The 20493-nt window shown below is 71.6% G+C and carries 16 protein-coding genes, 1 pseudogene and 1 riboswitch; of the genes and pseudogenes, 14 read left to right on the top strand and 3 right to left on the bottom strand.

The window, feature by feature from the left end:
* From KUM32_RS35010 to KUM32_RS34990, 5 genes are all read left to right on the top strand, one after another.
* Positions 1 to 518, top strand: a 518-nt coding sequence (locus tag KUM32_RS35010; RefSeq protein ID WP_217145946.1) for a flavodoxin-dependent (E)-4-hydroxy-3-methylbut-2-enyl-diphosphate synthase, incomplete at its 5' end; no start/stop codon positions are given.
* A gap of 27 nt (positions 519 to 545) precedes the next feature.
* Positions 546 to 2486 (top strand): 1-deoxy-D-xylulose-5-phosphate synthase, encoded by a 1941-nt coding sequence (gene dxs, locus KUM32_RS35005; protein WP_217145945.1) that lies wholly within the window; start codon positions 546 to 548, stop codon positions 2484 to 2486.
* A complete protein-coding gene (locus KUM32_RS35000) occupies positions 2487 to 3872 on the top strand; it encodes an aspartate aminotransferase family protein (protein ID WP_217145944.1) in 1386 nt (461 codons plus the stop codon).
* Between the two features lie 97 nt (positions 3873 to 3969).
* Positions 3970 to 4599 (top strand): helix-turn-helix domain-containing protein, encoded by a 630-nt coding sequence (locus KUM32_RS34995; RefSeq protein ID WP_217145943.1) that lies wholly within the window; start codon positions 3970 to 3972, stop codon positions 4597 to 4599.
* Positions 4596 to 4715 (top strand): DUF6126 family protein, encoded by a 120-nt coding sequence (locus tag KUM32_RS34990; protein ID WP_217145942.1) that lies wholly within the window; start codon positions 4596 to 4598, stop codon positions 4713 to 4715. Before KUM32_RS34995 ends, KUM32_RS34990 begins: the two co-directional genes overlap by 4 nt.
* A gap of 24 nt (positions 4716 to 4739) precedes the next feature.
* Here the strand turns inward: KUM32_RS34990 and KUM32_RS34985 are convergent, their stop codons facing one another.
* A complete protein-coding gene (locus KUM32_RS34985) occupies positions 4740 to 5537 on the bottom strand; it encodes a tyrosine-protein phosphatase (RefSeq protein ID WP_217145941.1) in 798 nt (265 codons plus the stop codon).
* A gap of 94 nt (positions 5538 to 5631) precedes the next feature.
* Here KUM32_RS34985 and KUM32_RS44200 point away from each other — a divergent pair.
* From KUM32_RS44200 to KUM32_RS34975, 3 genes and pseudogenes are all read left to right on the top strand, one after another.
* Positions 5632 to 5780: pseudogene (locus KUM32_RS44200) on the top strand (alpha-galactosidase); the annotation flags it as partial.
* A gap of 377 nt (positions 5781 to 6157) precedes the next feature.
* Positions 6158 to 6316: riboswitch (cyclic di-AMP (ydaO/yuaA leader) on the top strand.
* Between the two features lie 4 nt (positions 6317 to 6320).
* The gene (locus KUM32_RS34980; protein WP_217145940.1) at positions 6321 to 7244 is read left to right on the top strand and encodes a M23 family metallopeptidase; all 924 of its coding nucleotides are present in this window, start codon (positions 6321 to 6323) and stop codon (positions 7242 to 7244) included.
* Positions 7245 to 7450: 206 nt separating this feature from the next.
* On the top strand, positions 7451 to 8236 hold the full coding sequence (locus KUM32_RS34975; RefSeq protein ID WP_217145982.1) for an SGNH/GDSL hydrolase family protein: 786 nt from the start codon (positions 7451 to 7453) through the stop codon (positions 8234 to 8236).
* Positions 8237 to 8283: 47 nt separating this feature from the next.
* Here KUM32_RS34975 and KUM32_RS34970 read toward each other — a convergent pair whose 3' ends face one another.
* Both KUM32_RS34970 and KUM32_RS34965 read right to left on the bottom strand, forming a co-directional pair.
* Positions 8284 to 8904: a TetR/AcrR family transcriptional regulator gene (locus KUM32_RS34970; protein ID WP_217145939.1), complete on the bottom strand. Its 621-nt coding sequence runs from the start codon at positions 8902 to 8904 to the stop codon at positions 8284 to 8286.
* Between the two features lie 59 nt (positions 8905 to 8963).
* The gene (locus KUM32_RS34965) at positions 8964 to 9548 is read right to left on the bottom strand and encodes a carboxymuconolactone decarboxylase family protein (RefSeq protein ID WP_217145938.1); all 585 of its coding nucleotides are present in this window, start codon (positions 9546 to 9548) and stop codon (positions 8964 to 8966) included.
* A 195-nt stretch (positions 9549 to 9743) separates the two neighbouring features.
* Between KUM32_RS34965 and KUM32_RS34960 the strand changes: the two genes are divergently transcribed.
* From KUM32_RS34960 to KUM32_RS34935, 6 genes are all read left to right on the top strand, one after another.
* Entirely contained in the window at positions 9744 to 10979 is a 1236-nt protein-coding gene (locus KUM32_RS34960) for an MBL fold metallo-hydrolase (RefSeq protein WP_217145937.1), read from the top strand.
* 383 nt (positions 10980 to 11362) lie between these two features.
* Positions 11363 to 12187, top strand: a complete 825-nt coding sequence (locus KUM32_RS34955; protein WP_217145936.1) for a DUF1963 domain-containing protein — start codon at positions 11363 to 11365, stop codon at positions 12185 to 12187.
* Positions 12188 to 12632: 445 nt separating this feature from the next.
* Positions 12633 to 15551: a DEAD/DEAH box helicase gene (locus tag KUM32_RS34950; protein ID WP_308408799.1), complete on the top strand. Its 2919-nt coding sequence runs from the start codon at positions 12633 to 12635 to the stop codon at positions 15549 to 15551.
* Positions 15548 to 16891 carry an SWIM zinc finger family protein gene (locus tag KUM32_RS34945; protein WP_217145935.1) on the top strand — a complete coding sequence of 448 codons (1344 nt, stop codon included), beginning with the start codon at positions 15548 to 15550 and terminating at the stop codon, positions 16889 to 16891. The genes KUM32_RS34950 and KUM32_RS34945 overlap by 4 nt, the downstream gene beginning before the upstream one ends.
* Positions 16892 to 17577: 686 nt before the next feature.
* The gene (locus KUM32_RS34940; RefSeq protein WP_217145934.1) at positions 17578 to 20049 is read left to right on the top strand and encodes a DNRLRE domain-containing protein; all 2472 of its coding nucleotides are present in this window, start codon (positions 17578 to 17580) and stop codon (positions 20047 to 20049) included.
* Between the two features lie 13 nt (positions 20050 to 20062).
* Complete coding sequence (locus tag KUM32_RS34935; RefSeq protein WP_217145933.1) at positions 20063 to 20392, top strand: hypothetical protein; 330 nt, start codon at positions 20063 to 20065, stop codon at positions 20390 to 20392.
* Positions 20393 to 20493: the final 101 nt, after the last annotated feature.

The following is a 20493-nucleotide window of genomic DNA, read 5'->3' as shown; positions in this document are numbered from 1 at the left end:
CGCTGCACCTCGGTGTCACCGAGGCGGGCCCCGCCTTCCAGGGCACCATCAAGTCGGCCGTCGCCTTCGGCGCCCTGCTCTCCCAGGGCATCGGCGACACCATCCGCGTCTCCCTGTCGGCCCCGCCGGTCGAGGAGATCAAGGTCGGCATCCAGATCCTCGAGTCGCTCAACCTGCGCCGGCGGGGCCTGGAGATCGTGTCCTGCCCGTCCTGCGGCCGCGCCCAGGTCGACGTCTACAAGCTGGCCGAGGAGGTCACGGCGGGACTGGAGGGCATGGAGGTCCCGCTGCGCGTCGCCGTCATGGGCTGTGTCGTCAACGGTCCCGGTGAGGCCCGCGAGGCCGACCTCGGTGTCGCCTCCGGCAACGGAAAGGGCCAGATCTTCGTCAAGGGCGAGGTCATCAAGACCGTACCCGAGTCGAAGATCGTGGAGACCCTCGTCGAGGAGGCCATGAAGCTGGCCGAGCAGATGGAGAAGGACGGCGCGTCGGGGGAGCCGGCCGTCACCGTGAGCTGAACAGCACGGACCGAAGGGGGCCCGAACGTGACGATTCTGGAGAGCATCCGGGGACCACGCGACCTGAAGGCGCTGTCCGGGGCGGAACTCGGTGAACTGTCCGACGAGATACGTGACTTCCTGGTGCACGCGGTCGCCCGGACCGGCGGGCACCTCGGACCCAACCTGGGGGTGGTGGAACTCACCGTCGCCCTGCACCGGGTCTTCGAGTCACCGGCCGACCGCATCCTGTGGGACACCGGCCACCAGAGCTACGTGCACAAACTCCTGACCGGCCGGCAGGACTTCTCCAAACTGCGCGGCAAGGGCGGACTGTCCGGCTACCCGTCGCGTGAGGAGTCCGAGCACGACGTCATCGAGAACAGCCACGCCTCCACCGTCCTCGGCTGGGCCGACGGCCTCGCCAAGGCCCGTCGGCTGCGGGGCGAGCGGAGCCATGTCGTCGCCGTCGTCGGCGACGGCGCGCTCACCGGCGGCATGGCCTGGGAGGCCCTGAACAACATCGCGGCGGCCCGGGACCGGCCGCTGATCATCGTCGTGAACGACAACGAACGCTCGTACGCGCCGACCATCGGGGGCCTCGCCGACCACCTGGCGACGCTGCGCACGACCGACGGCTACGAGCGCGTGCTGGCCTGGGGCAAGGACGTGCTCCAGCGCACACCCCTGGTCGGCAACACCGTCTACGAGGCCCTGCACGGCGCGAAGAAGGGCTTCAAGGACGCCTTCGCCCCGCAGGGCCTGTTCGAGGACTTGGGGCTGAAGTACGTCGGCCCGGTCGACGGGCACGACATCGGGGCCGTCGAGTCGGCCCTGCGCCGGGCGAAGCGCTTCCACGGGCCGGTGCTGGTGCACTGCCTCACCCAGAAGGGCCGCGGCTACGAACCCGCCCTGCGCGACGAGGAGGACCACTTCCACACGGTCGGCGCGATGGACCCGCTCACCTGCGAGCCGCTCAGCCCCTCCAACGGCCCCTCCTGGACCTCGGTGTTCGGCGAGGAGATCCTCCGGATCGGCGAGGAGCGCGACGACGTCGTCGCGGTCACCGCGGCCATGCTGCACCCGGTCGGCCTCGGCCGCTTCGCCGAGCGGTTCCCCGACCGGGTCTGGGACGTGGGCATCGCCGAGCAGCACGCCGCCGTCTCCGCCGCCGGCCTCGCCACCGGCGGACTCCATCCGGTCGTCGCCGTCTACGCCACCTTCCTCAACCGCGCCTTCGACCAGCTCCTGATGGACGTGGCGCTGCACCGCTGCGGCGTCACCTTCGTCCTGGACCGGGCCGGTGTCACCGGCACCGACGGGCCCTCGCACAACGGCATGTGGGACATGTCGGTCCTCCAGGTCGTCCCCGGCCTGCGCATCGCCGCCCCGCGCGACGCCGACCAGTTGCGCGCCCAGCTGCGCGAGGCGGTCGCCGTCGACGACGCGCCGACTCTGGTGCGCTTCCCGAAGGAGACCGTCGGCCCCGCCGTACCGGCCGTCGACCGGGTCGGCGGCCTGGACGTCCTGCACACCGCGGACGACCCCGTGGTGCTGCTCGTGGCCGTCGGCGTGATGGCGCCCGTCTGCCTCCGGGCCGCCGAGCTGCTCGAGGCCCGCGGCACCGGATGCACCGTCGTCGACCCGCGCTGGGTCAAACCCGTCGACCCCGCGCTCGCGCCGCTGGCCGCGCGCCACCGCCTGGTGGCCGTCGTCGAGGACAACAGCCGTGCGGCCGGGGTGGGTTCCGCGGTGGCGCTGGCGCTGGGCGATGCCGAGGTCGACGTACCCGTACGCCGTTTCGGCATCCCCGAGCAGTTCCTCGCGCACGCCAAGCGCGCCGAGCTGCTCGCCGACATCGGTCTCACCCCGGTCGAGATCGCCGGACGGATCAGCGCGAGCCTGGCCGTCGCGGGCCGGGCCGGGGCACCGGCGGGGGAACAGTCCGGGGACGAACGGATCGTCATGCCAGCGCAAGGAGAGAACTGAATGACCAAGGAGTTCGACCTCGCCGCGCTCTTGGCCGAGCGCGGAGCCGAGCGGTACGAGCTGCACGCCAGACACCTCAACCACCAGCTCCCGCGCATGCTGCGCACCATCGGCTTCGACAAGGTCTACGAGCGGGCCGAGGGGGCGCATTTCTGGGACGCGGACGGCAACGACTACCTGGACATGCTCGCCGGGTTCGCGGTGATGGGCCTGGGACGCCACCACCCGGTCGTCCGCAAGGCGCTGCACGACGTCCTCGACGCCTCCCTGGCCGACCTGACCCGCTTCGACTGCCCGCCGCTGCCCGGGCTGCTCGCCGAGAAGCTCCTCTCCTACAGCCCGCACCTGGACCGGGTCTTCTTCGGCAACAGCGGCACGGAGGCGGTCGAGACCGCGCTGAAGTTCGCCCGGTACGCGACCGGCAGGCCGAGGGTCCTGTACTGTGCGCACGCCTTCCACGGGCTGACCACCGGTTCCCTGTCCGTCAACGGCGAGGACGGGTTCCGCGAGGGCTTCGCCCCCCTGCTGCCCGACACCGCCGTCCCCCTCGGCGACCTGGACGCGCTGGCACGGGAGCTGGAGCGGGGTGACGTGGCCGCGCTGATCGTGGAACCGATCCAGGGCAAGGGCGTGCACGAGGCACCGCCCGGGTACCTGCGCGCCGCCCAGGAGCTGCTGCACCGGCACAGGGCGCTGCTGATCGCCGACGAGGTGCAGACGGGACTGGGCCGGACCGGGAAGTTCTACGCCTTCCAGCACGAGGACGGCGTCGAACCCGACCTGGTCTGTGTGGCCAAGGCCCTGTCCGGCGGATACGTGCCGGTGGGGGCCACCCTCGGCAAGGACTGGATCTTCCAGAAGGTGTTCTCCTCGATGGACCGGGTCCAGGTCCACTCCGCGAGCTTCGGGTCGAACGCGCAGGCCATGGCGGCCGGACTCGCGGTGCTGTCGGTGATGGAGAACGAGGAGATCGTGGCGAACGCCGCGGCGGTGGGGGACCGGCTGAAGTCCCGGCTGGTGGAGCTGGTGGACCGCTACGAGCTGCTCGCCGACGTCCGGGGCCGGGGGCTGATGATCGGGATCGAGTTCGGCCGGCCCAGGTCCCTGAGGCTGCGCAGCCGCTGGACGATGCTGCAGGCCGCGCGCAAGGGGCTGTTCGCGCAGATGGTCGTGGTGCCGCTGCTGCAACGGCACCGGATCCTGACCCAGGTGTCCGGCGACCACCTGGAGGTGATCAAACTGATCCCGCCGCTGATCATCGACGCGGCGGACGCCGACCGGTTCGTCGACGCCTTCACCGAGGTCATGGACGACGCGCACAACGGCGGCGGCCTGATGTGGGACTTCGGCAAGACCCTGGTCAGGCAGGCGGTGGCCAACCGTTAGCGCCCCGCCTCCCGGAGCCGCCTTCCTCCCGGAGACGCTTTCTTGCCTCTGAGGCAAGAGAATTGCCTCACGGGTAATTCTCGGGCTGAATGGAGGCATGACCTCGCACGAGACCGAGCCGCCGGCTCCGGACGGGGCGGCGGACGCGGTGTCCGTCGTGGCGCCGCAGCTGCGTGCCCTGCGGCGCCGGGCCGGCCTCACCCTGGAGGCGGCGGCCCGGGCGGCCGGGCTGTCGCCCGCCCACCTCTCACGGCTCGAGACCGGACAGCGCCAGCCCTCGCTGCCGATGCTGCTCGCCCTCGCCCGGGTCTACGCCACGACCGTCTCGGACCTGCTCGGCGAGACGGCCGCGGACCGGGACGCCGTGGTGCGTGCCGACGCCATGGAGCCGACGGAGGCGGGCGGCTGGACGTACTGGCAGGCGGGAGGGGCCGGCCGCGGCATGCAGGCCCTGCGTGTCCGTGTGCCGCACGGCTCCCAGGGCGACATCGTACGGGTGCACCCCGGTGAGGAGTGGCTGTACGTGCTCAGGGGCCGGCTGCGGCTGCGCCTCGGGGACACGGTCCACCGGCTCGGCCAGGGGGACAGTGCCCACTTCGACTCGCTCACCCCGCACCGGATCGCCGCACAGGACCCCGACGGGGTCGAACTGCTCTTCGTCCACACCCTTCTGCAGAGCCCCTCGGCCGCGCTGTGCCTCGGCCCGACCCCTGGAGAGATGCCATGAGCGCCATTCAGGACAAGTTTCCGCGCGCCCTGTGGGTGCGCCTGTTCATCTACATCGCCCTCGGGCACGTCTTCGGTGCCTTCCTCTACCTGCTGTTCGAGGTGGGGGCCAAGTAGCCGGCGACCGACCGGGCGCGTGGCTCAGTCCAGCATCCGCTCGCGCAGCCGCTCCCGAGTCTCCGGAGTGACCCGCAGGCCCTTCTCCAGGTAGGCGTCGACCCCGCCCCAGGTCTCCTCCACTGTCTCGAAGGCCGCGGCCAGATACTCGGCGCGCGCGTCGAACAGCGGGCTCAGCAGCTCCATGACCTCGGGGGAGTACGCCGAGGCGGCGGAGCTGCTGCGGTGCACCTTGTAGCGGCGGTGCGCGGCGTTCGACTTCAGGTAGTCCTCGACGACGGCCTCGCGTTCGACACCGAGGGCGAGCAGGGTGATCGCGATCGACAGACCCGCGCGGTCCTTGCCGGCCGCGCAGTGCATGAGGGCGGGGACGCTGTCCTCGGCGAGTGCGTGCAGCACGCGGGAGTGCTCCGTTGTGCGCTCCTTGATGATCGTGCGGTAGGAGCCGATCATCCGCTGGGCGCCCTTGTCGTCCGCCAGGATCTCGCGCAGCTGGTCGAGGTCGCCGTCGCGGACCATCTTCCAGAACTCGGCGCCGTCGGCCGGATCGCTCAGCGGCAGGTTCACGTTGCGCACGCCCGGCAGCTCGACGTCGGGGCCCTCGAGCTTCTGGTCGGCCGCGTTGCGGAAGTCGAAGATGGTGTGCAGGCCCAGCGAGGCCAGGAACGCCGCGTCCTCCTCGGTGGCGTGCGCCAGGTGGCCGCTGCGGAACAGCACCCCCTGCCGCACCCGCCGTCCGTCCACGGTCGGCAGCCCGCCCAGGTCACGGAAGTTGCGCACACCGGCCAGCTCGGGCTCGGTCGACGGGACCTGCTGCGTCACGGGGGCTCCTCCCACTCCGCCCCGTCGGCGCTGCTCGACGACGGGCGCCACTCGACGATACGGCATCCCCTGCCTGCGGCAGTGAGTTGTGAAGGCACTGGTGGACCGGCTGTGGGCCGACCACCCGGGCGGTGCCTTCGCGTCCTGCCCGGATGGCGGCGGCCGGGCCGGTCTCGGTGTGCTCGCCCGCCGGGACACGGGGTGCGGACCTCGGCCGACACCGATCCGCTCGACCGGCTCGCCTCCGGGAGGGCTTCAGCCGGCCGCGGAGACCTCGACGCCACGGTGTTCCGACTCGACCGTATTCGGGCGTTCTGTTCTGAATTGAGGCTTGACGCCCAACGTGACCTGGAATAAAGGAGGCTGGGGCGGTCTCGCGTGAGCAGCGTCATATCCGTGACCGTGAGTTGCTCGTCATGCTCACGTAATTCAATCGGTTTTCAAGGCGCTTCACGGGAAACGGCGCACGCGGAATCGACGGAGTGTGACCGGTGATTCCCGCAACGGATCACGGAAAACACGTGCCCGGGCAATTCCTCGCTTGTCCCCGCGCGGCCGGGTCCCTTACGTTCACCACCGATCCGGACGGACGCCTAATCCTGCCGCCGACCGGAGCCCGCACTCATCCATCACCCGTACCCGGCAGGAGCGGGGGACCCACAGGCAGGACCGCCTGTTCCGGTTCCCGGAACAGGCTCGGGGTAAAGCCGCGCCCCTGCGCGGCCGGGCATCTCCAGCCCGCACCCGACAGCTCACCTCGCAGGCGCCGGAGAGGAACTCACCATGCCCGCGAAGGGTAAGCACCGTCGTACCAAGGCCATGCGCCTCACCCGCACCCTCGCCGTCGCCGGAACCGGTGGCGCCGCGCTCGCCCTCCCGCTGATGGGTGCCGCCGGCGCGCAGGCCGCTCCCGCGCAGTCCGCCTCCGAGCAGGCCGTGCGGTCCGTCCCGGCGACAGCAGGGCAGGCCGCCGGGAAGAACCCGGGCACGACGACGTACACCGTCAGGAGCGGGGACTCCCTGTCGGGGATCGCCGACGAGCAGCACGTCGACGGCGGCTGGAAGAAGCTCTACTCGGACAACCGCGAGGCCATCGGCTCCGACCCGTCGCTGATCCACCCGGGCCTCGAACTGTCCCTCGGCCGGCCGGCGGCGACCACCCCGGAGCAGCCCGCGGACAAGCCGGCCGAGAAGCCCGCCGCCCCGAAGCCCGCCGCGTCGGAGGACACCGTCTCGGAGAAGTCGCCGAACGCCACGACGACCTCCTCCCGCACGAGCACCCAGTCCGCAGGCACCGCCAGCGGCTACACCTCCCCCGTCCCCGGCGGCAGCGTCGGAACCCCGTACCACCAGTCGGGCAGCATGTGGTCCAGCGGCTACCACACCGGCACGGACTTCGTCGTCCCGACCGGCACCCCGCTCAAGGCCGTCGGCGCCGGCACGGTCGTCTCCGCCGGCTGGGGCGGCGCGTACGGCAACCAGGTCGTCATCGAGCTCGCCGACGGCCACTACGCCCAGTACGCCCACCTGTCCTCGCTCTCCGTCTCCGCCGGCCAGTCGGTGACGGCGGGCCAGCAGGTCGGCCTCTCGGGTGCCACCGGCAACGTGACCGGCCCCCACCTGCACTTCGAGATCCGCACCACGCCGGACTACGGCTCGGACGTGGACCCGCTGGCCTTCCTGCGCTCGCACGGCGTCCTGGTCTGACGACGGTTCCGGCGCGGCCCTCGCGCCGGAACGAAGGCCGGGCCCCGGTCCCGGGGTCCGGCCTTCGGCGTATTCCGCAATTGACGAACACTTTAGGCGTGGTCTTTCTCACCGCCCGTCAACCCCTTCCTACGGTCGCGTAGGTCACATTCCACGGTGAATCATGGGCCGATGTGGCAGACGATTCGAAGAGTGACAGCAGAGCAGTGATCGGGTCGTACGTGGCGGTGGGGGACAGCTTCACCGAGGGCGTCGGTGACCCCGGCCCCGACGGGGCGTTCGTCGGCTGGGCCGACCGGTTCGCCGTACTGCTCGCAGACCGGCGCCCCGAGGGCGACTTCACGTACACGAACCTCGCCGTGCGCGGCAGGCTGCTCGACCAGATCGTGGCGGAACAGGTCCCGCGGGCCGTCGAACTCGCACCGGACCTCGTCTCGTTCTGTGCGGGCGGCAACGACATCATCCGGCCCGGCACCGATCCCGACGAGGTGGCCGAGCGGTTCGAGCGGGCGGTGGCCGCGCTGACCGCCGCGGCCGGCACCGTCCTGGTGACGACCGGGTTCGACACCCGCGGGGTGCCGGTCCTCAAGCATCTGCGCGGCAAGATCGCCACGTACAACGGACACGTGCGCGCCGTCGCCGACCGCTACGGCTGCCCGGTGCTCGACCTGTGGTCGCTCCGGAGCGTCCAGGACCGCAGGGCGTGGGACGCGGACCGGCTGCACCTCTCCGCGGAGGGCCACACCCGCGTGGCGCTGCGGGCGGGCCAGGTCCTCGGCCTCGGCGTCCCGGCCGACCCGGACCAGCCCTGGCCGCCGCTGCCGCCCCGCGGCACCCTCGACGTCCGGCGGGACGACGTGCAGTGGGCACGGGAGTACCTGGTGCCGTGGATCGGACGCCGGCTGCGGGGCGAGTCCTCGGGGGACCACGTGACCGCGAAGGGGACGCTGTCGCCGGACGACATCAAGATGCGGATCGACGCGGTGGTCTGAAGGCGGGACCGGGGCGCGGCGGCGGGGGACGCCGGCTCCGGGCCGGCTCATCGCCGCGACGGCGTCAACGCCTCCCGCGCCAGCCCCAGTTCCCGGGCGAGCGCCTCGTCCGTCCACTCCTGTGCCTGGGCCCGGGACACCGCGCCCGCGTAGGACGTCAGCTGCACGGCCAGCCCGTCGAGCAGGGCGGTCAGACGCCGGGCGGCGCCGTCGGGGTCCGGGCACGGGAACTCCCCGGCCGCCACGCCCTCGGCGATGACCTCGGCGATCGCCGCCTTCCACTGCCGGTCGAGCTCCCGCGCGACCTCCCGCAGGGCGGGCTCACGCAGGGCCACCGCCCAGCCCTCGATCCACAGCCGCCAGCCCTTGGCCTGTCCGGTCGGGGCGTACCACCGTACGGCCGCCCGCAGCCGGCGCAGCGCCGACGTACGGCCGCCGAGCAGCTTGCGCAGATGGGCGAGATCGTCCTCGGCGGCATGCGCGAAGGCGGCGGCGACCAGCTTCTCCTTCGTCGAGAAGTGATACAGCACCAGCGCGTTGCTGACACCGAGCGCGGCGGCCACGTCGGCGATCCGCAACGCCGCCACGCCCCGCGCGGATATCTGTTCGATGGCTGCGCGCAGCAGCTCCTCGCGCCGCTCCGCCACACTCAACCGGACTCTCGCCACGCCCGTCAGCCTATACAGGCGCCCGGACGTGCGGCGACGGCCGCCTTCGGCCCCCGGACTCAGTCCGCCGAGGCGGCGGCCCCGGCCCCGGAGCCCGCGCCGGACAGGTCGCAGGAGTCCTTGAAGCCCTGGCTGGTGAGGCCGAGCGCCGCGTTGAGACGGGAACGCAGGTTCTCGACGGCGACCATGGCCGTCAGCTCCACGAACGCGGGCTCGCCCAGCCGGGTCCGCAGCCGCCCGGCGAGGTCGTCGCCCACGGTGGGCGGGGTCGCCGTCATGGCCTCGGCGTACTCCATGACGTCCCGCTCCAACGGGGTGTACACGTCACTCTCGCGCCACGCCGGCACGTCGTGGAGCTTGCGCCGGTCCATTCCGCGCTCCGCGTTCTCCCAGTAGCCGAAGTCCATGCACCACGAGCAGCCTATGGAGGCCGCCGAAGCCATCACCGCGAGCGCCTTCAGATCGGAGTCGAGCCTGTTCCACCTGGCGACGGACCGCTCGAACCGCAGGTCGCCCCAGAGCACGCGCGGGTTGTGGGCGAGGGCCTTGCCGGGGTCGAGGACCTTGCCGTAGGTGCGCCTGGAGTACCACTCCATGACACGGAAGAAGAGCGTCCGGGGCGGGGTGAGGGATACGTGGGCCATGGGGGGCCACCTTCCTGTTCGTCGGCCGTGTCGTGCCGTGGCGTGTCGTGTCGTGCCGGGTTCGTTTCGGGCGCCTGGTGCGGAGCGCCCTCACCGGTGCGACGGGTGGAGGGAACCCGGATGTGACATCGGTCGTTCGAGGTGACGTCGGGCAGGACGACAATGAGAGCCTGACCCACTCCACCAGGAGGTACCGTGGCCGCCCCCCGTTCCCCTCACACCGGGCTCCGCGTGCCGCGGCCCGCCGCCTTCGGCGCGGACCCGGGCGGTGAGCGCATGGCGCGCATCCGCAGATCGCCGCACTTCCGCGACGGGGTGTTCCAGAACCCCGGAGGCACCGCCCGCACCCGGCCCTCCGGATCGGCCCGCGAGTTCGCCAAGATCTACTTCGACCGGGAGTCGCGGCTGCGCCGCACCCCGGGGGGAACGGTCCCGGTACACGCCACCACGCTCGCCGACCTCGCCCGGCCGCCCGCCACCGGACTGCGGCTGACCTGGATGGGGCACTCCAGCGTGCTCGCGGAGATAGACGGGCGGCGGGTGCTCTTCGACCCGGTGTGGGGTGAGCGCTGCTCCCCGTTCCCCTTCGCCGGGCCCAGGCGGCTGCACCCGGTACCGCTGCCCCTGGCCGCCCTGGGCGAGGTGGACGTGGTCGTCATCTCCCACGACCACTACGACCACTTGGACATGCCCACGATCAAGGCGCTGGCCGGCACGGACACCCTGTTCGCCGTTCCGCTCGGCGTCGGCGCCCACCTCGAACACTGGGGCGTGTCCGCCGGCCGGCTGCGCGAACTGGACTGGCACGAGTCGACGCGCGTCGGCGGCCTCACCCTGACCGCCACCCCGGCGCGGCACTTCTGCGGGCGCGGTCTGCGCAACACCCAGCACACCCTCTGGGCGTCCTGGGTCGTCGCCGGCGAGGAGCACCGCGTCTACCACAGCGGCGACACGGGCTACTTCGAGGGCTTCCGGGAGATCGGCGCCGCCCACGGCCCGTTCGACGCCACGATGATCCAGCTCGGGGCGTACGCCGAGTTCTGGCCCAAGAACCACACGGACTCTACGCCGCTGCCTGGCATGTGGCCAGACATTCACATGACGCCTGCGCAGGGTGTGCAGGCCCATCTTGACCTGCAGGGAGGCGCTCCGGGCGGGGTGCTGCTGCCGATCCACTGGGGCAGCTTCAACCTGGCGCCGCACCCGTGGGCGGAGCCGGCGGAGTGGACGAAGGACGCGGCCGAGGAGGCCGGCCTTGCGGTGGCGTTCCCGCGCCCGGGCGAGCCGTTCGAGCCGGCGGGGGAGCTGCCGGTGGAGCCGTGGTGGCGGGCGGTCGCCGGTCCGATCGCGCACCCGTGGCGCCGTCCCCGGGGTGCTGAAGAGCCGGCTGCGACGAGCAGGGGTGATCTCGACCTCGCGGGTGAGCGGTGAGGGCGGTCGGGGACGAGACAGGGGGAGATGGTGCGGAGGCTGGAGCGTCTCCCCGCTGACGAGCAGGGTCGTTCGCTGCGAGCCTTGGACGGAGCGACGGAGCGACGGAGCGACGGAGCGACGGAGCGACGAAGCGACGAAGCGACGAAGCGACGGAGCGCCCCCCTTGCCGTCCCTGGGAGGCTCGTCTCGGGGTGTTGTCCGAACGCGCGGCGTGGAGCGCTGAGTTCGCACTCCGCCAGCTGCGGGCCCTCACGGCCTCGCGCCGAGGCAGCGCGTCGTTGCTGAGGCCGGCGAGGGTGAAGGTGTGCAGAATGCGGCAGTTGCCGGGTGTACGTCATGCATCGGCCCGTGAGTTCAGTACTCGCCACTATGTTCACCGCATGAAACCCGAGATGCTCGACAAGATGAGCCGGTTCCGTGAGAAGGCGCTAGCGGGCGGCGTCCCGTCCGCCGAGGTGGAGAGGTGGCTCGAGGCCGCCCGCCCCTGCGCCACCCTGGCGTCCACCGTGGACGGGCCGGTCGTGGGCCACTTCGGCGGGCCCAGCCTGCTGCCCGCCGACGCTCCCCAACACCCGGCAGGGCTGAACCTGATAGCGATGCTGGACCTCGCCGCGCTGCCCGGCGACGCGACGACTCTGGTACTGCCCCCCGACGGCCGGCTCCTCTTCTTCGCCCGGCTCCATCCGGACGACCTTGCCGCTTCCGGCCGAGTGATGTACGTCCCCGCCGGCACGCCCCTCGAGGAACGCCCTGGGGACGACGGCTATGACCGCGCAGAGCTACGGCTGAAGTACGACCTCTCCCTGCCGGACAACGAGGTGCTGATCGACCCCGTCGAGCACCCGCACGCCAAGGAACTGCGCCAGGCCTGGTCGGACGTGCTGTACGAGGAAAGACACCATCGCGACGAGACGCACCTGCAGATCGACGGATACTCCAGGGACTCCTACGGCGAGGACGACCCCATCACCGCGTCCGCCGCCATGGCGGCACGGAGGGCGGGGAAGCCGGAGGGCAGGCGGGCCAGCCCATGGGCACGGCCTCGTCCCGACGACTGGGCGCTTCTCGCTCAATGGTATGGAGGCGCCTTGGACTTCGGTAACCTCCACATCGGCGGCGACGTCTTCTGGACGATCGCGAGGAAGGACGTGAAGGCGCGGTGCTTCGACCAGGTGACCGTCCTGGGGTGCTTCGAAGGCCCGTGAGCTGATGTCCGATTCTGGCTGATGCTGGTGGCAGGCGCGCAGGTCGCGGCGCCGATCGAGTACCGACCGGTAGGCGGAGCCAGGAGACGGAGTGTGCACTGATCGCGGAGATCCTCACTGCGAGGTTGTCCGCTCCGGTAGCGTTGAAGCAATCCGGTCGGTGGAGTCACGGCTGGGGCAATCAGTAGGAAAACCGGCGGCAGGTGCGGCTGGGGGACATCGGCAGAGGAACCAGACGATGGCCACGGTCTACCGCGTGGTGACCATGAACGACGAAGGCCAGGAGCGGAGCGCCCGGTACTTCGATGTGGACGGTCGGGAGATCGATGATCCCCGCCTGACCAGGGGGCGTGCCCCTTCCCGGCATCGGCAGCCTGTGGGCCCGCCCGTGACCTCCGATCCGGGGTCCGGGACGGAGGAGGTTCCACCCGTTTCCCGGACCGTCGTGTTCGACCCGGTGTGGTGGGAGGATCTGAGGGGGTGCACGGCAGTGTTCCTGCCGGGCGATCCCCCGCGCTCCGGACGGATCGCTTTCCACGCCGAAGGTGGGCGGCTGCCGGCCGGTGCTCCCGCCGAAGAGCTCCTGGTCGTCCTGCCGCACGGTCGCGGCGGGCGGCGACGGACCGTTCCCGCGGTGGTGTGCCCGCTCGCCGACGTCCTGCCGTTGCTGCTCGACGAGCTGCCGGAGCGTCTTACCGCGACAGGTGCCGCATGGCGCCACGCGGCCCTCTACGCGCTGTACATGGCCGGCCGAGGGCTGTTGCTGCCCGGGCTGAGTCCCGACGGGTACGACGCCTGGAGGCTGGGGCCGTTCTCGCAGGAGGACGCCGACTGGGTACGGGCATTGGCCGGATCTCTCGCCCCCTCCGCGTACGCGACTCCGTTGGAGCGGGCCGGACGTGGGCGTACTCCGCTGCTGCTGCCGCATCCGTACGACCGGCTGCGTCTGTTCCTGGACGCGGTGGCCGACTTGCTGCCACGCACGCCCGCCGCTGCCACCGCTGCTGGGCAGGCCGCCTTTGCAGGCCGGGACCCCAGGCATCTGCCGGGGCTGTGGGGCTGGACCGCCAAGGTCGCCGACGGCCGGGACGCCGGTGTCCAGCTCTCTCTCCGGCTTGAACTGCCGGATACGGAGGGGTACTTCGAAAGCGCCGACGACGGTACGGGCGCGGGCGCCGCAGACCGCCCCGGAGCGGCGGTGCGGTGTGTGCCCCAGGTGCGCTCGCTGGCGGATCCGTTGCTGCGCGCGGACCTGGCCGGGGTGCGAGGGGGGACCGTGGAAGGGTTCGGCCCTCGTGACCGTGCGCGGGTCGAATCGACGCTGCGTGCGGCCGCCGAGGTCTGGCCCGCGCTCGCCGGACTGCTGGAACCGGCCGGGCCGGACGTACTGGGCCTGGACGACGACGCCTTCCTCACCCTGCTGGACGACGGCATCGGTGCCCTGGCACGGGTGGGTGTGGCGGTGCACCTGCCGAAGGACCTGGTCCGGGACCTCGTCGTACAGGCAGTCCTCGAGCCCGGGAGCGGTTCGCCGGACGAAGAACCGGAGGGATCGGGCTTCTTCACCCCCGAGGCGCTGCTCTCCTTCCGCTGGGAGCTGGCGGTGGGCGACCGCACCCTCACCCCTGCGGAGCTCGACCGGCTGGCACAGGCCGGGCGTCCACTGGTGCGGCTGCGGGACCACTGGGTCGTCGTCGACGAGGCGCTGGTACGCAAGGCCCGCAGCCGGCCACGCGAAGTGGACGCCCTGGAGGCACTGACGGCCGTCCTCACGGGCGAGGTGGCGGGCGACGACGGAACCGCCACCCCGGTGCGACCGAACGGATGGCTTGCCTCCCTCCACGACCGGCTGACCGCACCGGAACACGCCGCGGATGCCGAGCTGCTGCCTCCCGCCGGGCTGGAGGCCACCCTGCGTGGGTACCAGCTGCGTGGCCTGGCCTGGCTCGACCGACTCACCAGCCTCGGCCTGGGCGCCTGCCTCGCCGACGACATGGGCCTCGGCAAGACGATCACCACCATCGCCCTCCACCTGCGCCGGCAGGAAGAACCGAGGACGGCCTGCGGCCCTACCCTGGTGGTGTGTCCCGTCTCGCTGCTCGGCAACTGGGGGCGGGAGATCGACAGGTTCGCGCCCGGTACGCCCTGGCGCCGCCACCACGGACCCGCACGTGACCTCGGTGACCTCCGGCCCGACGAGATCGTCCTCACCACCTACGGCACCCTCCGCCGTGACCTGTCCGACCTCTGCGAGGCCGGACCGTGGGGACTCGTGGTCGCCGACGAGGCGCAGCACGCCAAGAATCCCGCCTCGGTCACCGCCAAGGCCATGCGCGCCCTCCCCGCCCAGGCCCGGGTGGCGCTCTCCGGTACACCGGTGGAGAACAACCTCACGGAACTCTGGTCGCTCCTGGACTGGGCCACGCCCGGTCTGCTCGGCCCGCTCACCGCCTTCCGGGACCGCTACGGCCGGGCCGCCGAACGCGCCGCCCGCGGCAGCGAGGACGAGGCTGACGCGGCGGCCGCCGGACGGCTCGGCCGTCTCATCCGCCCCTTCGTGCTGCGCCGCCGCAAGTCCGACCCGGGCATCGCCCCCGAGCTGCCGCCCAAGACCGAGACCGACCACCCAGTCCGGCTGACCCGGGAACAGACGGTGCTGTACGAGGCACAGGTACGGGAGTCGATGGACGAGATCCGCAACGCACAGGGCATCACCCGGCACGCCCTGGTCCTCAAGCTCCTCACTGCCCTCAAGCAGATCTGCAACCATCCCGGCCACTACCTGAAGGAGGAGACGGCGGCCCGCCTCACCGGACGCAGCGGCAAACTCGAACTCCTCGACGAACTGATCGACGTGCTCCTGGCCGAGAACGAGTCCGTGCTGGTCTTCACCCAGTACACCCGGATGGCGCGGATGCTGGAGGCCCATCTGGCCCGGCGTGGTGTGCGGACACTCCTGTTGCACGGCGGGACACCGGTGCACCGCCGCGAGGAGATGGTCGACGCCTTCCAGAGGGGCGAGGTCCCGGTGTTCCTGCTTTCCCTGAGGGCAGCCGGTACCGGCCTCAACCTCACCCGGGCGTCCCATGTCGTCCACTACGACCGCTGGTGGAACCCGGCCGTCGAGGACCAGGCCACCGACCGTGCCTACCGTATCGGCCAGACCCAGCCGGTCCAGGTCCACCGGCTGATCACCGAAGGCACCGTCGAGGAACGCATCGCCCGGCTCATCTCGTCCAAGCGCGACCTGGCGGACTCGGTCCTCGGCGGAAACCGGGGAGAGGCCGCGATCAGCGAACTGACCGACGACGAACTCGCTGACCTGGTCGCCTTGCACACCACCACCGACCGGAGCAGCCGATGAACCGCAACGGCACAGGGAAGCGCCCCGGTGACCTGGTCCTCCCTAAGCCTCCGCCGGTACCGGGACAGCGGAAGCCGGCGGACGGGCCGTGGGGCATTCTGTGGATCGCGGCCCTGGAAAGTCCCAGCCGACGAGACAGTCGGGACTCCGGCCACGCAGCCAGGCTCGGCCGTGCCCGCACCTACGCCCGGCGCGGGGCGGTCGGAGACATCACCGTACGCACGGGCGAACTGTCCGCCCGCGTCACCGGCAGCGGCCGCCGCCCGTACAGGGTCACACTCCGCGTTCCCGAACTGCCCGAGGCTGACGTGGACCGGCTGCTCAAGGCATGGACGGACGATGTCGACGCCGCCGCCGAACTGTCCCGCGGAGAGCTCGGCGAGGCCACCGCGCGCATCGCCGTCGCCGCGGACGAGCCTCTGGTACCCAGGCCCGGCCTCACCGACTACGCGTGCACTTGCCCCGACTGGGGTTCTCCCTGCAAACACGCGGCGGCGGTCTCCTACCAGTACGCCCGGGCCGTCGACTCCCGCCCGGACGCCCTCCTGCTGCTCCGTGGCCACCGCTTGGACGCCGTGTGCAAGGAAGCAGCGCTCCGGTGCGCCGAACGCGAGGCCGCCGCTGAACAGGCCGCCGAAGCGGAACGGACCAGGGCGGGCGCGGCTCGCGGAGTCCCGGCCGGCGAGGCGTTCGCGCGGGCCGGGCAGGAAGGCGGACTGCCTCCCCTGCCGGAGCTTCCCGCCCCGGCGACCGGGCCCGTCACCGTCGCACCGTTCCCGGAGCCGGGCCACGAGGACAGCCTTGTCGCCCCCGACCGGCTGCGCATGCTGGCCGACGACGCCGCCCACCGCGCCGCCGACGCCTACAGCCACGCGGTCGCCACCGGAGGCGCCCCCGCCGCCCGGCTCTGGCTCGACACCGACCTCTGGCTGGACACCGTCCGGCGCGCGGCGCGAGCGGACGGCGATCCGCGCGTCGTCGGCCGCCTGTTGAACAGTTCGGTCCAGGCGCGTGCCCGGCTCGCGCGGGCAAGCGCGGCGTGGAAGTACGGGGGCCAAGCCGCACTGGCCGTCCTCGACGGAGGCCAGGTGCCACCGCGTGCAGCGGCGACCACGGCACGCGAACAACTCCTCACCCGGCCGCTTCCCGACCTGCCCGGCCCACCGCTGCTGCGCCGCACCGGCGGCCGCCTCCAACTGGTCGGCCACGGTGTCGAGTTGCGGTACGGACCGGACGGTCACTGGTACCCGTTCCGCAAGCAGTCCGGCCAGTGGTGGCCCGCCGGCCCTCCCTCCCAGGACGCCCTGGAGGCTGTGCTGCCGATCCTGCCGGGGACATGACCGGCCGGATCGGACTCACCCGCGACGGACCGGTCGTGGACGTCCGACGGCCACGTGCCGAACACGGCTGCCGCAACGGGCTGCCCGGGTTCAGGCAGCCCCTCGGGTGCATCGAACCACGCCACATTACCCGCATGCTTCACGTCCCCCCAGGGCCGTTCGTTCCTGGCAGCCGGTGTGCCGCTGCTACCGCCCCGGCGCTTCCGGGGAGCGGGTGAGGGCGGGACCCGACCGCGTTGTCTCAGGGGTCGTTCCCGCGGCCGGCGGGGTTGCCCGCCGCTGACGCCTCCACCGGGCGATGCACCCAGCTCGCATCGCGGCCCGACGCCCCACCGCGGAGCGCCGTGGCACCGAGCGCACCACGGCACCGCGGAGCGCCGCGCCGTGGAGGAGTCACCGTCCCGCATCGCTCCCAAGTCGCCGTTTGTCACGGCCTGTTGCCGGACGGCTCAGTACCGGTCGGAGCGCCGTACCTGTCCTGGTCGCTGCCCGGAGTGGGCATTTTTGTAGGACATGTGGTTCCATTACGCCGCTCGAAGATCATTTGCGGCTCGGTTCCGCCGGGGGGAACGACATCGGCGGGCCGCGTGCCGCGACCATGGAAAGTACGCACATGAGAACCACCTGGCATGCCGCAGGCATAGCCATAGGCCGAGAGCGTCGACGCGGCACAGACCGCCGCACGGATGCAGGACCACCGGGTCGAGGTCCTGCAGATGCGCACGGAGACCGACACCGTCTTCGCCAACCCCGACGGCACCCTGACCCGGGAGACGTCCGTGGCGCCCGTCCGGATGCTCAAGGACGGGCGCTGGACCGACGTCGACGTCGACCTCCGCCGCGAGGCCGACGGTGACGTCGTCGCCAAGGCCCATCCGCGGGGACTGTCCCTCGCCGGAAAGGGCGGCGCCCTGGCGCCCTCACTGCGCAGCGCCGCGGCGGCACCGCGGACGCAGGCCCGCGACCTGGTCACCCTGGGCAGCGGCGACGACAGGATCGCCGTCCAGTGGAAGGGCGGCCTGCCCGCCCCACGGCTGTCCGGCCACACCGCCACCTACGAGAACGCCGTCCCCGACGGTGACCTGGTCGTCGAGGCCACCCGCACCGGGTTCGAGCAGTTCCTGCAGCTGCGGCGGGCCCCCCGCGACGGCGCACCCCTGGTGCTGCCGATCGTGCTGCCCGAGGGCATGACGGCCAGGCCCGGTGCCGACGGCGGCGTCGACTTCGTGGACGACTCCGGCGAGACCATCGCGACGATGCCGGCCCCCACGATGTGGGACAGCCAGGTCGACCCGCGCTCCGGGGAGCACGTCAACCGCAAGCGGGTCGCCATGGACGTCAGCCAGTCCGGCACCACCATGCAGCTCACCCTGCACCCGGACGCCGACTGGCTCGCCGCCCCCGGCACCCAGTACCCGGTCACGATCGATCCGGCGACGGACGCCCTCGACGTCCTCTTCGACACCTTCGTGCAGGGCGGCGACACCACCGACCAGTCCGCGAGCACCGACCTGAAGGTGGGCTGGCCCGGCGACCTCGAGGGCACCACCAAGCGCGTCGCGCGCTCCTTCCTGACCTTCCGCACCGCGAACTTCGCCGACGCCCTGGTGTCCAAGGCGTCGCTGAAGCTGTGGAACTACCACTCCTGGTCCTGCGAGAAGCGAAGCTGGGAGGTGTGGGCGGCGGGGGCCGCTGACACCAGCACCCGGTGGACCAAGCAGCCGGCGATGACGGAGAAGATCGCCACCTCCACCGAGACCAGGTCCGCGGCCTGCAACAACGCGGGCTGGGTCACGGCCGACATCACCAGGCTGGCGCAGACCTGGTCCTCCGCCCAGGCCGAGACCGGCTCCGTGGCGCTGAAGGCCGCCGACGAGTCCGACACGTACGCCTGGAAGCGGTTCTACTCCGCCAACGCCGTCAACGGGGACCAGATCCCCACCCTGGAGGTGACGTACAACTACCGCCCCCACAATGGGGTCAACCTCCAGGCCGGGGCACCCTTCATCTCCTCCGGCGGCATCTTCCGGGTGAACACCACCACGCCGGTCCTGCGGTTCTCCACCGTGGACACCAACGGCGAGGACGAGGTCACCGGCACCTACGAGATCACCGACACCGCGACCGGCAAGGTGGTCACCACCGTCAACGCCGCCCCGGTGCCGGCCAACAGCACCTCGCAGGTGAAGGTCCCGGCGGGCAAGCTCGTGTCGGGACACACGTACAGCTTCCGCACCACCGCCTACGACGGCACGCACTATGCCAACGGCTGGTCCGACCCGGTCCGTTTCACGGTCGACACCGCGTGGAAGCCGACAGCGGCGGAGAACGCCCTCGGTCTGGCGAACACGTACTCGGACGCCGCTGACGTCACCGCCGCGACCTCGTCGGACTCCTCCTACGCGTCCATCGCGGTCACCGAGGAGAACGTGGTCTCCGTCCCCTGGGACGGCAGGAACAACGCCATCGACATCCGCAACGACCTCATGCCCAACAAGCTGACCATCCCCGCGGCCGGCACCAAGGGCACCCAGGTCGGCGGCAACGTCGTCTACACGTCGACCGGCCCGGTCGACACCGTCGTACAGCCCACCGTCGACGGCGGCTCGCGCACGCTGAACATCCTGAAGAACGGCAGCGCGCCGCACGACTACGAGACCGGCTTCACCATCCCCGCGGGGATGAAGGCCGTGACACACGACGACGGTTCGGTCTCGCTCTACGCGGCGGGTGACGAGAACGCCGAGAAGGCCCCCGCGTCCGACGCCGCCGGCTTCTTCGACGCGCCCTGGGCCAAGGACGCCGCCGGCAACGACGTGCCGACCAGCTACAAGGTCGTGGGCGACAAGCTCGTCCAGCACGTCGACTTCGACACGAACAGCTCCTTCCCCATCGTGATCGACCCCTCCTGGTGGTCCACCACGAAGAAGATCGCCAAGTGCGCGCTGGCGGTGTCCGGCTTCATCTTCACCTTCACGCCCGCGGGCAGCTCCAAGCGGGTCCTGACCGCCGTGAAGCTGGTGAAGAAGATCGGTGTCAAGAAGACCGCGAAGCTCATCCAGACCTATGCCAAGCGCCGCAAGCTGACCTCGGCGCACCGCAAGGCGGTCGCGGCCCTGCTGGGCATTCCGGCCCTGAAGAAGGCATGCAAGTTCTGATCACGGAGGACCAGTGATTGCGATAGCGGCGGTCCTCGCGGACATCGTCCTGATCCTGACGCACCGCGTACGCGCGTCGCCGGAGTCGGCGAAGTACACGCCGTGGCCCTACATGGCCGCGGGCCTCGCGGGATGCGCGGCAGGCTGGCTCGTCATCGGCCGGCCGGAGACGGCCTGGGACGACGTGTTCCTGACGCTGATCTGCGGCGTGGTCGTCGCCTCCGAGGCCGCTCACGCGGCCCGGACCCTGTCCGGGCGGACGTGGGCGGGCTGGGCGACGGCCCTCGTGAGCGGAGCGGCAGCGGCCACCTGGCTCCTGCCGGACCCTCTGCCGTTCACCTGACACCCCACCTCGGCCACTGAGCCGGGCGGGCCCCCGCGCCGGCGGCCGGCCCCGGTTGACCCGGGCCGGCCGCCGGTCGGCGTATGGGGGCGAGGTGACAT

This window comes from Streptomyces sp. AC627_RSS907 (assembly GCF_019049165.1).
The sequence above is the reverse complement of the archived record's forward strand: the minus strand, read 5'-3'. Positions and strand labels throughout refer to the sequence as shown.

What these genes read in the sequence shown, in the direction of transcription:
- KUM32_RS34965 (WP_217145938.1), bottom strand. Translation starts at nt 9,548, where the DNA reads ATGGCCCACGTATCCCTCACCCCGCCCCGGACGCTCTTCTTCCGTGTC.
- KUM32_RS34990 (WP_217145942.1), top strand. Translation starts at nt 4,596, where the DNA reads ATGAGCGCCATTCAGGACAAGTTTCCGCGCGCCCTGTGGGTGCGCCTG.
- KUM32_RS35000 (WP_217145944.1), top strand. Translation starts at nt 2,487, where the DNA reads ATGACCAAGGAGTTCGACCTCGCCGCGCTCTTGGCCGAGCGCGGAGCC.
- KUM32_RS34945 (WP_217145935.1), top strand. Translation starts at nt 15,548, where the DNA reads ATGAACCGCAACGGCACAGGGAAGCGCCCCGGTGACCTGGTCCTCCCT.
- KUM32_RS34980 (WP_217145940.1), top strand. Translation starts at nt 6,321, where the DNA reads ATGCCCGCGAAGGGTAAGCACCGTCGTACCAAGGCCATGCGCCTCACC.
- KUM32_RS34955 (WP_217145936.1), top strand. Translation starts at nt 11,363, where the DNA reads ATGAAACCCGAGATGCTCGACAAGATGAGCCGGTTCCGTGAGAAGGCG.
- KUM32_RS34940 (WP_217145934.1), top strand. Translation starts at nt 17,578, where the DNA reads ATGCAGGACCACCGGGTCGAGGTCCTGCAGATGCGCACGGAGACCGAC.
- KUM32_RS34995 (WP_217145943.1), top strand. Translation starts at nt 3,970, where the DNA reads ATGACCTCGCACGAGACCGAGCCGCCGGCTCCGGACGGGGCGGCGGAC.